Here is a 13,034-nt window from a genome sequence, read left to right on the forward strand (position 1 = left end):
GACTGCTTCGATGGAAGTCGCCTGTCTCTCGATATCAACGTCCATGTGAAGTGCCGCACCAAGGTCTGCGTGCCCTGGTCCACACACCGGTCAATGGGCAAGTCGGATTGCCATCGCCTCAGCCGGGACTGCTCCCACTGCCTGCGTCCACCAGGACGGCGGTAGTGCTGCACCAAGGGAGCGCAGTCAGTGGAAACGCTGCGCCAAGGCGCCTGAATGCCAGGCGCTCTACGTGTTGGCGGTTGGAAGGGCCGTGTCGGCCACCTGAAGCAGCCGCAGTTGCCGGTGAGCGTCCGCGGCGCTCTCGAAGATGTGCGGTGCCACGCCGCGCTCCAGCAACGCTTCACCAAGCTTGGCGCGCAGGAAGGCGCTGGTGGTGTAGCGGGTAACACGTGAGTAATGCTTGGCCGCCACGTCGCGCACCATGTCCGAGTAGGCATCGAGTGCGTCTGGCAGCACCAGGAAATTGTCGTAGTCCACCAGCGCCGGGACCATCCGGTCCAATCCGCTCAGGCGTTTTTCCAATGCCGTGCGAATGGCCTCGACGTCCTGGACGCTGCGCACTGTCATGCCTTCGAAGTTGGCGAAGAAGAGACCTTGCACCGCATCGAACGCGAAGCGCTGCTCCAGCGGCAGCCGCAGCATCTCATCGCGCAAACCCATGGGACGTGGTTGGAAGATGGCTTCGCTCATCAGCGCCAGCGGCTCGGCCACGACCGGCCTGAAAGACATGCGCGAGAGGATGTCATTTTCCAGGTCGACACCGGGCGCAATTTCCGTGAGCTCCAGGCCCCGATCACCGAGCCGGAACACGCATCGCTCGGTGATGTAAAGCGCCTCCTGGCCCTGCTGCCGTGCCACCGCGCCGCTGTAGGTGACGTGTTCCACGCGGTCCACGAACTTGGGTGTGTTGCCCTCGCTGCGGATGATGAGACGTCCCTCTTCCACCACGATGTCCAGGCCGCAGGCATTGAAGGTACCGACGAAGACGACCTTCTTCGCGTTCTGGCTGATGTTGATGAAGCCGCCGGCGCCCGCCAGGCGCGGCCCGAACTTGCTGACGTTGAGATTGCCCTGAGCGTCGGCCTGCGCAAGGCCCAGGAACGCCACGTCAAGCCCACCGCCGTCGTAGAAATCGAATTGGTAGGGCTGGTCGATGACGGCTTGCGTGTTGACTGCCGCGCCGAAGTCCAGACCACCGGCGGGCTGGCCACCGATCACGCCGGGCTCTGCGGTGAGTGTGAGCAGATCGATGATCCGCTCCTCCGCCGCCACGGCGGCGATACCCTCGGGCATGCCAATGCCGAGGTTGACCACGCTATTGGCACGCAACTCCATCGCGGCGCGCCGGGCAATGACCTTGCGCTCGTCCATCGACAGCGTTTCCTGGCCTTGCATTACCACGCGCATTTCGCCACTGAAGCCCGGGTGGTAGGGCGTGCGAAAGGTCTGCCAGTGGTGCTGCGGCTCGGCCACGACCACGCAGTCCACCAGGACGCCGGGCACCTTGACCTGGCGCGGATGCAGGCTGCCGCGCTCGGCCACGCGCTCCACCTGTGCAATCACGATGCCGCCGCTGTTGTGCGCGGCCGTGGCGATGGACAGCGACTCCAGCGTCAGCGCCTCGCGCTCCATGGTGAGGTTGCCATCTGGGTCCGCGGTGGTGGCGCGAATGATGGCCACATGGATCGGGAAGGCCTTGTAGAACAGGCTCTCCGAGCCGCCCAGGTGCGTCAGCTCCACCAGGGCTTCGGTGGTGCACTCGTTCATCTTGCCGCCGCCCAGGCGAGGATCGACGAAGGTGCCTAGGCCCACCTTGCTCAGATGTCCCGGGCGACCCCCGGCAATGTCGCGGAACATGCAAGAGATGACGCCTTGCGGCAGGTTGTAGGCCTCGACGCGGTTAGCTATGGCCAGCGCGCCGAGCTTGGGCACAAGTCCCCAATGCCCGCCCACGACCCGGCGCACCAAGCCCTCGTGTGCCACGTGGTTGAGGCCCTTGTCCCGGCCGTCACCTTGGCCGGCGGCGTAGACGAGCGTGAGGTTGCGCGGCTGCGCCTCGGCGAGGAAGCGCTGCTCCAGCGCGATGGCGACCTCTTCCGCAAAGCCGATGCCGACGAATCCGGAAGTGGCTACCGTATCGCCCGAACGAATGAGACGCACGGCATCCCAAGCAGACACGATTTTCCCTGCATCAGCGGCAGGGAAAAGCGGACGAGGCAGGGGCATGTGGCTCTCCCAGAATGCGTTCAGCGAGCGGTCCAGCCACCGTCCACAGGCAGCGATGCACCAGTGATGGATGAGGCAGCGCCTGAGCAGAGGAACAATACGACTTCGGCAAGCTGCTGCACTTCGACGAAGCGCTTGTTGGGCTGCGAGGCGAGGATGACATGGCGTACCACCTCCTCCTCGCTCATGCCGTGGACCTTGGCCTGATCCTTGATCTGTCCTTCGACCAGAGGCGTGCGCACGTAGCCCGGGCACACCGCATTGCAAGTGATCCCGCTCTCGGCCACTTCAAGTGCCACGGTCTTCGTCAGGCCAATGACACCGTGCTTGGCCGCCACGTAGGCGGACTTGAACGGCGAGGCCACCAGCCCGTGGGCCGATGCGATATTGACGATACGCCCATGGTTGCGCCGCTTCATGCCCGGCAGCACGGCCTTGATGGCATGGAAGTTGGAGCTCAGGTTGATGGCGATGATCTGGGACCATTTCTCGTCCGGGAACTCGTCCACGGGCGCCACGAACTGGATGCCAGCGTTGTTCACGAGGATGTCAACGGCCCCGAAGGCCGCTTCAGCCTGCGACACCATGCCAGCGATCTCGTCGTGCCGGCTCATGTCGGCATCGGAGTACTCCACCCGCACGCCCGTTTCCTCACTCAATGAGCGACGCACGGACTCGATGTGACTTGCATCGCCGAACCCGTTGAGCATCACGTTGATGCCGGCATGGGCCAGTGCCTGCGCGATTCCAAGGCCTATGCCGCTGGTGGAACCAGTGACGACAGCCGATTGACCTTTGAGCATCTGTGTTTTCCCAGGTTTCTAGAGCGAGCGCACCAGTTCGGGCACCGCCTCGAACACGTCGGCTTCCAGCGCATAGTCGGCCACCGAGAAGATCGGCGCATCCGGGTCCTTGTTGATTGCGACGATCACCTTGGAGTCCTTCATCCCCGCGAGGTGCTGGATCGCACCCGAGATGCCGCAGGCGATATACAGGGCCGGCGCCACGATCTTGCCGGTCTGGCCCACCTGCCAGTCGTTGGGGGCGTAGCCCGCGTCCACCGCGGCGCGCGAGGCGCCGAGCGCGGCGCCCAGCTTGTCGGCCAGCGGCGTGAGCACTTCCGTGAACTTCTCGGCCGAACCCAGCGCACGGCCGCCCGACACGATGATCTTCGCGGCCGTCAGCTCGGGCCGGTCGCTCTTGGTCAACTCGCGGCCGACGAAGGCGCTCTTGCCGCTGTCGGCCACCGCCTCGATGGTCTCCACCGCCGCGCTGCCGCCGGTGGCGCTCGCCGCGTCGAAGCCGGTGGTGCGCACCGTGATGACCTTGACCGGGTCGGCGCTCTGCACGATGGCCAGGGCATTGCCGGCATAGATTGGGCGCTCGAAGGTGTCGGCGCCCTGCACCTTGGTGACGTCGCTGAGCTGCGCCACGTCGAGCTTGGCCGCCACGCGCGGCGCGACGTTGCGCCCGGCCGCGGTCGAGGGGAACAGGATGTGGCTGTAGCCACCGACTACGGCCAGCACCTGCGCCGCGACGTTCTCGGCCAGCTGGGCACCCAGCGCGGCCGAGTCGGCGTGCAGCACCTTGGCCACGCCCTGCACCTGGGCAGCGGCCTGCGCCACGGCGGCGGCGTTCTCGCCGGTTACCAGCACGTGCACTTCACCGCCGCAGGCAGCAGCGGCGGTGACGGTGTTCAGGGTCGCAGCCTTCAGGCTCGCGTTGTCGTGTTCGGCGATGACGAGTGCGGTCATGTCAGATCACCTTGGCTTCGTTCTTGAGCTTGTCCACGAGGGTGGCCACGTCGGGCACCTTCACGCCGGCACCGCGCTTGGGCGGCTCGCTGACCTTGAGGGTCTTCAAGCGCGGCGTGACATCGACGCCCAGGTCCGCCGGCTTGACGTTCTCCAGCGGCTTCTTCTTGGCCTTCATGATGTTGGGCAGCGTGACGTAGCGCGGCTCGTTCAGGCGCAGGTCGGTGGTGACCACCGCCGGCAGCGTCACGGAGATTGTCTCCAGCCCGCCGTCCACTTCGCGCGTGACCTGCGCCCGGCCGTCCGCCACTTCGACCTTCGAGGCGAAGGTCGCCTGCGGCATATCGGTGAGCGCGGCTAGCATCTGCCCGACCTGGTTGCAGTCGTCATCGATGGCCTGCTTGCCCAGGATCACCAGGCCCGGCTGTTCCCGGTCCACCAGGGCTTTCAAGATCTTGGCCACGGCCAGCGGCTGCAGCTCCGCATCGGTCTCGACCAGGATGGCGCGGTCAGCGCCGATGGCGAGAGCCGTGCGCAGCGTCTCCTGGCATGCGCTTGCGCCGCAGGACACGGCGATGATTTCCGTGGCGACGCCCTTTTCCTTGAGCCGCACCGCCTCTTCGACGGCGATCTCATCGAAGGGGTTCATGCTCATCTTCACGCCGGCGAGGTCCATGCCCGAGCCGTCAGACTTGACCCGGACCTTCACGTTGTAGTCCACCACCCGCTTCACGGGCACCAAAAGCTTCATCACCTGTCTCCTTGGGTTGATTTAGGAAAGTCGCGCTACCGCTCAGCGGGCTTGGGACCGGCCGGCCCGCTTTGGCAGCGAGGCTCCACGGCTGCGGCGCTCCTGCAGAGTTGCCAGGGACATGGGGTACCAAGCCTGTTCAGGCACCCGGTTATGGAGGTAGTCGTCCAGGCCACCTGCCGACGCCGCCAATTCGATACAACCTTCCACGTCACCGGAACGCCGTCTTGCCTCCTGGAGGCACTGCCGCAGAAATGCCATATGTCTTGCTGCTCCGCTGTAGGACTTGGAACTCGACGCGGGGCATTGAGGCTGTTGCTCGGTGCCGCGTCAATGAAGACAGTTTGGTCATTTCTACATTTGCGGTAAAACACAAATGCTCGTTATCAAACATCGAACGAATCGATGTATCGAGTGCCTGGGCAGCTTCAGCGAGTATCCGGTGCGGGCAGAGCCGGTACGCCCTGCATGACGGCTGCCTCGTGCTGAGATCGCATGGCGCGCTGGTAACCCTCGCGATGCTGAAGTGCTTGCCAATACGCTCGCACGGCAGGCGTGAAGGCATCGCTCAAACCCAGGTGCTGGGCCAGAAGCAGCGCGTAGCCCACTGATACGTCTGCCGCTGTAAAACGCCCTGCGCACAGATAGGCCTGCGTCGAAAGACGGGACTCCAGCGAGCGCAGGCGCGCCAGGAACCACTTGACGTAGTCCTCGGCCACCTGCGGCTGGCGCCGCTCGGGCGGCTCGAAGTGCCGGTAGCGCAGCACGAGCGTCTGCGGGAAGGTGAGCGTCGCCTCGCCAAAATGCAGGAAGTTCAGGTAGGCGCCGAAGTCCGGCTCGTCCACCGCCACGTCCATGCCTCTGGGCGAGTACTTCGCCGCCAGGTACTGGCAGATGGCGGCCGACTCCGTCATTCGCGCGGCGCCATCCAACAGTGCCGGCACGGTGCCCAGCGGATTGACTTCCAGGTACGTCCGCTGCTTCACGCGCGGCGGGAACGGCAGCATCTGTAGCTCGTAGTCGAGGCCCAGCTCTTCGAGCATCCATAACGGCCTGAAGGACCGCGCGCTGACGCAGTGATGCAGGGTGATCACGGCATCAGGCCCCGTTGGCCGCGGGCTGCTTGGCCAGCAGCGCGCGGGTCACGCGCGACTGCGGCGCACGACCCAGCTGCTCGCTGATCCAGGCCCCACAGTCCACCAGGCGCTGCAGGTCTACGCCGGTGTCGGCGCCCAGCCCCTGCAGCAGGTACACCACGTCCTCGGTCGCAACGTTGCCCGTGGCGCCCTTGGCGTAGGGGCAGCCCCCCAGACCGGCCACCGAGCTGTCGAACACGCGCACACCGAACTGGTACGAGGCGTAGACGTTTGCCGCGGCCATGCCGTAGGTGTCGTGGTAGTGGCCCGCCAGTTGCGCCACCGGCACCTTGGTGGCCACGGCTTCGAGCATGCGCAGCACGGATGCAGGCGTGCCTGCGCCAATCGTGTCGCCCAGCGACACCTCGTAGCTGCCCAGGTCGTGCAGCCGTGCCGCCACCTCGGCCACCTTGTCCGGGGCGATGGCGCCGTCATACGGGCACGCCACCACGCAGGAAACGTAGCCGCGCACCTTCACGCCGTGCTGCCGGGCCGCCTCGAACACCGGAGCGAAGCGATTGATGGACTCGGCAATCGAGCAGTTGATGTTCTTCTGCGAGAAGGCCTCCGACGCGGCGGCGAACACCGCCACTTCCGTGACACCGGCTGCCACCGCCGCCTCGAAGCCCTTGAGGTTGGGCGCGAGGACGGGGTAGTTCACGCCAGGCCTGCGCTGCAGGCCCGCCATGATCTCCGCGTGGTCGGCCATCTGCGGCACCCACTTCGGCGACACGAAGGACGTGGCCTCGATGTCGCGCAGTCCCGCAGCCGCCAGCCGCTCGATGAGCTCCAGCTTGGTGGCCGTGGGGATGGCCTGCTTCTCGTTTTGCAGGCCGTCGCGTGGCCCGACCTCGACGATGCGAACCTTTTCCATCACTCGGCCCTCTCGAATTCCACCAGCTCGGATCCGTCAGCCACCTGGTCGCCCGGCGCGAAGCGGAATGCCTTTACGACACCCTTGCGCGGTGCGCTGATGGTGTGCTCCATCTTCATGGCTTCGAGCACCAGCAGCGGGGCGCCCTTCTCCACCGTCGCGCCTGGCTGCGCGATCAGCGTGATGACCTTGCCGGGCATGGGTGCGCGCAAGCCCCCTTCCGCTTCCTCGCCTTGGCCACCGACGTGCAGCCGGTCAACCATCGCCAACGGCCAGGAGCGTCCTTCGAAAAACACTTGGCGCCGCTCGCCGGTGGCTACCACCGCGGCACGCAGGCGGCGCTCGCCCAGCTGTGCCATCAGCTCGCTGTCCGCGCCCAGCGTGCCGCGGGCGAAGATGCGCTGAGTGCCCAATGTCAGCTCCCAGCCACCGCGCACGACTGCCACGCCGATATCGTGCACCACGTCGCCCAGGCGCAGCGAGAGTTGGCGCATGGCGCTGCCGTTGAGCCGCCAGCCGTCGAGCTGCCGCCACGGCGAGGCCGCATCCGGCGCGCTGGCCGCCGCCTTTTGTGCCAGGCGCTGCTCGCGCAGCAACTCCGCCAGGGCCGTGAGCAGCCACACGTCAGCCGGCACATCGCCGGTATCAGGGAACAGCAGTGCCTGCTCGCGCTCAATCAGCCCGGTGTCGAGGTTGGCGTTGGCAAACGACGGCACAGCCACCAGGCGCGAGAGGAACTCGACGTTGTTCTGCACGCCCACCACTCGGTACTGGGCCAACGCCTGGCGCATGCGCGACAGCGCCTGGCGCCTGTCCGCGCCCCAGACGATCAGCTTGGCGATCATCGGGTCGTAGTGTGGCGTGATCTCGTCGCCTTGCTCCACGCCGGTGTCCACGCGCACATGGTCCGACTCCGGCGGCGGTGCCAGATGCACCAGGCGTCCGGTGGAGGGCAGGAAGCCGCGGTCCGGGTCCTCGGCGTAGATGCGCGCCTCCAGCGCATGGCCGTCGATGGACAGCTGCTCCTGCTTGAGCGGCAGCGGCTCGCCGCTGGCCACGCGCAGCTGCCACTCCACCAGGTCGAGCCCCGTGATCATCTCCGTCACCGGGTGCTCGACCTGCAGCCGGGTGTTCATCTCCATGAAATAGAACGACCCGTCCTGGTTGGCGATGAACTCGACGGTACCGGCGCCGACGTAGCCCACGGCCTTGGCGGCCTCCACCGCGGCTTGGCCCATGGCCGCGCGGCGCTCGGGCGTCATGCCCGGCGCGGGCGCTTCTTCCAGCACCTTCTGGTGACGGCGCTGGACCGAGCAGTCGCGCTCGAACAGGTAGACGCAGTCGCCGTGCTTGTCCCCGAACACCTGGATCTCGATGTGGCGCGGCTTGAGCACGTACTTCTCGACCAGCACGTGGTCGTCGCCGAACGCGTTGATAGCCTCGCGCTTGCACGAGGCCAGGGCAGCCTCGAACTCGGCTGCGCCCTCCACGCGGCGCATGCCCTTGCCGCCGCCGCCGGCGCTGGCCTTGATCAGCACGGGGTAGCCGATGGCTTCAGCCTGCGCTGCCAGGAAAGTCGACTCCTGGTTGTCGCCGTGATAGCCGGGTGTCAGCGGCACGCCGGCCTTTTCCATCAGCGCCTTGGCGGCCGACTTGGAACCCATCGCACGGATGGCCGACGCCGGCGGGCCGATGAAGGCGATGCCCGCGGCTTCGCAGGCTTCGGCAAAGTCCTCGTTCTCGGACAGGAAGCCGTAGCCCGGGTGGACAGCTTGTGCGCCCGTCTGCTTGGCAGCCTCCAGGATGCGGTCGGCCAGCAGGTACGACTCGCGCACCGGCGCCGGACCGATCAGCACCGCTTCGTCGGCCAGGCGCACGTGGCGGGCATTGGCATCCGCCTCGGAATACACCGCCACCGTGGCGACGCCCATGCGGCGCGCCGTCTTGATGACGCGGCAGGCGATCTCGCCCCGGTTGGCGATCAGGATCTTGTTGAACATGCGTCTCTCCAATCGTTCTCAGGCGTGGCCTTGCGTCCACGCGGGCGCGCGCTTGCCGAGGAAGGCAGCAAGTCCCTCGCGCGCTTCGGGCGTGGCACGCAGCGTGGCGATGCGCTGGGCCGTGTCTTCGGCCACCTCGTCGTCCACCGGGCGATGCGCCACGGCGCGGATCAGGTCTGTCGCGGCAGCCTGCGCCAGCGGACCGCCCAGCAGCAGCGCGTCCACCACCTGCTGTACCCGGGCGTCGAGCTCCTGCGGCTCGGCCACCTCATGCGCCAGTCCGATGTGGCGCGCCTGCTCGGCGCTGATGCGCTCGGCCGTCTGGAAGTAGCGGTAGGCCTGGCGCTCGCCGATGGCGCGCACCACGTACGGCCCGATGGCTGCCGGGATGATGCCCAGGCGCACCTCGGAGGTGGCGAACTGCGCCTTGGTCGAGGCCACGCAAATGTCGCTGGCCGAGGCCAGGCCCATCCCGCCACCCAGCGCTGCTCCATGCACGCGGGCGATCGTTGGCGTGGAGCACATCGAGATGGCGCGGAATAGCCCGGCGAGCTTGCGTGCGTCGGTCAGGTTGTCCTCCAGCGCTGCGGCGCCCTGGCGCTGCATCCAGTTCAGGTCCGCCCCGGCGGAAAAGCTTTTTCCCTCGCCGGCCAGCACGATGGCGCGCACGGCCGGATCCGCATCGAGCGTGGTGAAGGCGGCCGTGAGCTCGGCGATGAGGGTCTCGTCGAAGGCGTTGTGCACCTCGGGTCGGCTCATCCAGATCCACGCGCTGGCGCCGCGGTGCTCGATCTTAAGGGTCTTGTAGTCCATGGCCATCCTCACATGCGGAACACGCCGAACTTCGTCGGCTGGATGGGCGCATTGAGCGTGGCCGCCAGCGACAGGCCCAGCACGCGCCGCGTCTGCGCCGGGTCCACCACGCCGTCGTCCCAGAGGCGCGCCGTGGCGTAGTACGGGTGGCCCTGCTCCTCGTACTGGGTGCGGATCGGTGCCTTGAAGGCCTCCTCTTCCTCTGCGCTCCAGGCGCCACCCTTGGCCTCGATGCCCTCGCGCCGCACGGTGGAAAGCACCGAAGCCGCCTGCTCGCCGCCCATCACGCTGATGCGCGCGTTGGGCCACATCCACAGGAAGCGCGGTGAGTAGGCCCGGCCGCACATGCCGTAGTTGCCCGCGCCGAACGAGCCGCCGATGAGCATCGTGATCTTGGGGACCTGGGCGGTCGCGACGGCCGTGACCATCTTGGCGCCGTCCTTGGCGATGCCGCCGTTCTCGTACTTGCGCCCGACCATGAAGCCGGTGATGTTCTGCAGAAACACGAGCGGCACGCCACGCTGCGAGCACAGCTCGATGAAGTGCGCGCCCTTTTGCGCCGCCTCGCCGAACAGGATGCCGTTGTTGGCCACGATGCCCACGGGCATGCCGTACAGCCGCGCAAAGCCCGTGACCAGCGTCGTGCCGTAGCGCGCCTTGAACTCGTCGAAGCGCGAGCCGTCCACCACGCGCGCGATGACCTCGCGCACGTCGTACGGCTTGCGCGTGTCGCGCGGGATGATCCCGTACAGTTCCTCAGCGTCGTACAGCGGCTCCTCGCTGGCCTCGAGCGTAACGGTCGAGGGCTTGACGCGGTTGAAGTTTGCCACGATGCGCCGCGCGATGAAGAGCGCGTGCGCATCGTTCTCGGCCAGATGGTCAGCGACGCCCGAGATGCGCGTGTGCACGTCGCCGCCGCCCAGGTCCTCGGCGCTGACCACCTCGCCGGTGGCCGCCTTCACCAGCGGCGGGCCGCCCAGGAAGATGGTGCCCTGGTTTCGCACGATCACGGTCTCGTCGCTCATCGCCGGCACGTAGGCGCCGCCCGCCGTGCACGAGCCCATCACCACGGCCACCTGCGGAATGCCCTGCGCCGACATGTTGGCCTGGTTGAAGAAGATGCGCCCGAAGTGGTCCCGGTCCGGGAACACCTCGTCCTGCTTGGGCAGGAACGCGCCGCCCGAGTCCACCAGGTAGATGCACGGCAGCTGGTTCTGCTGCGCGATCTCCTGCGCACGCAGGTGCTTCTTCACCGTCATCGGGTAGTAGGTACCGCCCTTCACGGTGGCGTCGTTGGCCACGATCATGCAGTCCACGCCCTGCACCCGGCCAATGCCGGCAATCACGCCCGCGGCCGGTGCGTCGCCGCCGTACATGCCGTGCGCGGCGAGCTGGCCGATCTCCAGGAACGGTGCGCCCGGGTCGAGCAGTTGCGCCACACGGTCGCGCGGCAGCAGCTTGCCGCGGGCGGTGTGCTTGGCACGCGCGGCCTCGCCGCCGCCCTGGGTAGTCTCGGCGGCCTTGGCGCGCAGGTCCTCGACCACCGTGCGCAAGGCGTCGGCGTTGGCTCGAAACTCGCTGGAGCGCGGGTCGATCTGCGTCTTGAGTGCTTGCATGTTGTCTCGCTTGTGATTTCTGTGGAGTTCAGCCCAGCGTCATGAGGGAAGCCCGGTAGCGCTCGTCCCAAGCCTGCCCGCTGCTCACGCTCTTGCCCACACGGCGCAGCAGCCCGTCGGCCAGGCCATAGACCAGCCCGTGCACCTCGACGCGCTGGCCGCGATACCAGGCGCGGCGCAGGATGGTGGTGCGGCACACGTTGGCCACCTGCTCGATGACGTTGAGCTCCACCAAGCGCCTGCCGCGGGCCTCGTCGTCGAGGTCCGTCCCCAGCCGCAGTTCGTGCTTGAAGGCGATGTCTTCGATGTGGCGCAGCCAGTTGTCGGCCAAGCCCGCGGAGCGGTGCTCGGCCACGGCCTGCACGCCGCCGCAGCCGTAGTGCCCCACGACCATGACGTGCTCGACCTTGAGTGTCTCCACGGCGTACTGCAGCACCGACAGGCAGTTCAGGTCCGAGTGCACCACCACGTTGGCGATGTTGCGGTGCACGAACACCTCGCCCGGATCCAGGCCCAGGATCTCGTTGGCCGGCACGCGGCTGTCGGAACAGCCGATCCACAGGTAGCGCGGCGCTTGTTGGCGCGCAAGCCGCGTGAAGAACTCGGGATCGGCGTCCACGCGCTGGTTGGCCCAGGCGCGGTTGTTGGCAAAGAGCCCGTCAAGACTGCACATGGCCTGCCCTTACATTGTCTCGGCAAACAGCTCGCGGCCGATGAGCATGCGCCGGATCTCGCTCGTGCCCGCGCCGATCTCGTAGAGCTTGGCGTCGCGCCACAGCCGCTCCACCGGGAACTCCTTGGTATAGCCCACGCCGCCCAGCGCCTGGATCGCCTCGCCGGCCATCCACGTGGCCTTCTCGGCCGCGTACAGGATCGCTCCCGCGGCGTCCTTGCGCAGCGAACGTGCATGGTCGGCGCGGTCGCAGGCCTGGCCCACCGCGTACACGTAGGCGCGGCAGGCCTGGTGGGTGGTGTACATGTCGGCCAGCTTGCCCTGCATCAGCTGGAACTCGCCGATGCTCTGGCCGAACTGCTTGCGGTCATGCACGAAGGGCACCACCGCATCCATGCATGCGGCCATGATGCCCAGCGGCCCGCCGGAGAGCACGGCGCGCTCGTAGTCCAGACCACTCATGAGCACCTTCACGCCCTGCCCCAGGCCGCCCAGCACGTTCTCCTCGGGCACCTCGCAGTCCTCGAAGAAGACGGGGTAGGTGTTGGAGCCGCGCATGCCCAGCTTGTCGAGCTTGTTGCCAAAGGACAGGCCCTTGAAGCCCTTCTCGACGATGAAGGTGGTGATGCCCTTGGGACCAGCCTCGGGGTCGGTCTTGGCGTAGACGATCATCGTGTCGGCGTCGCCGCCGTTCGTGATCCACATCTTCGAGCCGTTGAGAACGAAACGGTCCCCCTTCCTCTCGGCGCGCAGCTTCATACTTACCACGTCGGAGCCGGCGTTGGGCTCGCTCATAGCAAGGGCCCCCACATGGTCGCCGGCCACCAGCGGCGGCAGGTACTTCGCTTTCTGCATCGCATTGCCGTTGCGGTGCAACTGGTTGACGCACAGGTTGGAGTGCGCGCCATAGCTCAGGCCCACCGAGGCCGAAGCACGCGAAACCTCTTCCATGGCCACCATGTGAGCCAGGTAACCGAGGTCCGTGCCGCCCCACTCCTCGCTCACCGTCATGCCGTGCAGGCCGAGATCGCCGAGCTTCTTCCACAGGTCCGCCGGGAACAGGTTGTCGTGGTCGATGCTGGCGGCGCGTGGCGCAATTTCGTCGGCCGCGAAGCTGCGCACCGTGTCGCGCAGCATCTCGATGGTTTCGCCGAGATCGAAGCTCAGGCCGGGAAGGTGCATCATGAG

Annotated in this window: 11 protein-coding genes; all 11 read right to left on the reverse strand. The window is 66.9% G+C overall.

The genetic code is table 11. The annotated features are described in order from the left end of the window. Positions 1-228: 228 nt before the first annotated feature. The gene (locus SM757_RS04735; protein ID WP_322464557.1) at positions 229-2,229 is read right to left on the reverse strand and encodes an acyl CoA:acetate/3-ketoacid CoA transferase; all 2,001 of its coding nucleotides are present in this window, start codon (positions 2,227-2,229) and stop codon (positions 229-231) included. A gap of 20 nt (positions 2,230-2,249) precedes the next feature. After that, positions 2,250-3,032 (reverse strand): 3-hydroxybutyrate dehydrogenase, encoded by a 783-nt coding sequence (locus SM757_RS04740; protein ID WP_322464558.1) that lies wholly within the window; start codon positions 3,030-3,032, stop codon positions 2,250-2,252. 18 nt (positions 3,033-3,050) lie between these two features. Beyond that, positions 3,051-3,983, reverse strand: coding sequence for an electron transfer flavoprotein subunit alpha/FixB family protein (locus SM757_RS04745; protein ID WP_322464559.1), 933 nt, complete (start codon positions 3,981-3,983; stop codon positions 3,051-3,053). Between the two features lies 1 nt (position 3,984). Next, positions 3,985-4,734, reverse strand: coding sequence for an electron transfer flavoprotein subunit beta/FixA family protein (locus SM757_RS04750; protein WP_322464560.1), 750 nt, complete (start codon positions 4,732-4,734; stop codon positions 3,985-3,987). A gap of 428 nt (positions 4,735-5,162) precedes the next feature. Further along, the gene (locus SM757_RS04755) at positions 5,163-5,828 is read right to left on the reverse strand and encodes a glutathione S-transferase family protein (RefSeq protein WP_322464561.1); all 666 of its coding nucleotides are present in this window, start codon (positions 5,826-5,828) and stop codon (positions 5,163-5,165) included. Positions 5,829-5,832: 4 nt separating this feature from the next. Further along, positions 5,833-6,744, reverse strand: a complete 912-nt coding sequence (locus SM757_RS04760) for a hydroxymethylglutaryl-CoA lyase (protein WP_322464562.1) — start codon at positions 6,742-6,744, stop codon at positions 5,833-5,835. Beyond that, positions 6,744-8,744 carry an acetyl/propionyl/methylcrotonyl-CoA carboxylase subunit alpha gene (locus tag SM757_RS04765; protein ID WP_322464563.1) on the reverse strand — a complete coding sequence of 667 codons (2,001 nt, stop codon included), beginning with the start codon at positions 8,742-8,744 and terminating at the stop codon, positions 6,744-6,746. The genes SM757_RS04760 and SM757_RS04765 overlap by 1 nt, the downstream gene beginning before the upstream one ends. An 18-nt stretch (positions 8,745-8,762) precedes the next feature. Then, on the reverse strand, positions 8,763-9,557 hold the full coding sequence (locus SM757_RS04770; RefSeq protein WP_322464564.1) for an enoyl-CoA hydratase/isomerase family protein: 795 nt from the start codon (positions 9,555-9,557) through the stop codon (positions 8,763-8,765). Positions 9,558-9,565: 8 nt separating this feature from the next. Next, positions 9,566-11,173 carry a carboxyl transferase domain-containing protein gene (locus SM757_RS04775; RefSeq protein WP_322464565.1) on the reverse strand — a complete coding sequence of 536 codons (1,608 nt, stop codon included), beginning with the start codon at positions 11,171-11,173 and terminating at the stop codon, positions 9,566-9,568. A 28-nt stretch (positions 11,174-11,201) separates the two neighbouring features. Continuing rightward, a complete protein-coding gene (gene can, locus SM757_RS04780; RefSeq protein WP_322464566.1) occupies positions 11,202-11,846 on the reverse strand; it encodes a carbonate dehydratase in 645 nt (214 codons plus the stop codon). A gap of 9 nt (positions 11,847-11,855) precedes the next feature. Next, a complete protein-coding gene (locus tag SM757_RS04785) occupies positions 11,856-13,031 on the reverse strand; it encodes an isovaleryl-CoA dehydrogenase (protein ID WP_322464567.1) in 1,176 nt (391 codons plus the stop codon). Between the last annotated feature and the right edge of the window lie 3 nt (positions 13,032-13,034).

Source organism: Azohydromonas lata, assembly GCF_034427735.1.
GTDB classification, from domain to species: domain Bacteria; phylum Pseudomonadota; class Gammaproteobacteria; order Burkholderiales; family Burkholderiaceae_C; genus Azohydromonas; species Azohydromonas lata.

What these genes read in the sequence shown, in the direction of transcription:
- SM757_RS04760 (WP_322464562.1), bottom strand. Translation starts at nt 6,744, where the DNA reads ATGGAAAAGGTTCGCATCGTCGAGGTCGGGCCACGCGACGGCCTGCAA.
- can (WP_322464566.1), bottom strand. Translation starts at nt 11,846, where the DNA reads ATGTGCAGTCTTGACGGGCTCTTTGCCAACAACCGCGCCTGGGCCAAC.
- SM757_RS04765 (WP_322464563.1), bottom strand. Translation starts at nt 8,744, where the DNA reads ATGTTCAACAAGATCCTGATCGCCAACCGGGGCGAGATCGCCTGCCGC.
- SM757_RS04770 (WP_322464564.1), bottom strand. Translation starts at nt 9,557, where the DNA reads ATGGACTACAAGACCCTTAAGATCGAGCACCGCGGCGCCAGCGCGTGG.
- SM757_RS04775 (WP_322464565.1), bottom strand. Translation starts at nt 11,173, where the DNA reads ATGCAAGCACTCAAGACGCAGATCGACCCGCGCTCCAGCGAGTTTCGA.
- SM757_RS04740 (WP_322464558.1), bottom strand. Translation starts at nt 3,032, where the DNA reads ATGCTCAAAGGTCAATCGGCTGTCGTCACTGGTTCCACCAGCGGCATA.
- SM757_RS04785 (WP_322464567.1), bottom strand. Translation starts at nt 13,031, where the DNA reads ATGATGCACCTTCCCGGCCTGAGCTTCGATCTCGGCGAAACCATCGAG.
- SM757_RS04735 (WP_322464557.1), bottom strand. Translation starts at nt 2,229, where the DNA reads ATGCCCCTGCCTCGTCCGCTTTTCCCTGCCGCTGATGCAGGGAAAATC.
- SM757_RS04745 (WP_322464559.1), bottom strand. Translation starts at nt 3,983, where the DNA reads ATGACCGCACTCGTCATCGCCGAACACGACAACGCGAGCCTGAAGGCT.
- SM757_RS04750 (WP_322464560.1), bottom strand. Translation starts at nt 4,734, where the DNA reads ATGAAGCTTTTGGTGCCCGTGAAGCGGGTGGTGGACTACAACGTGAAG.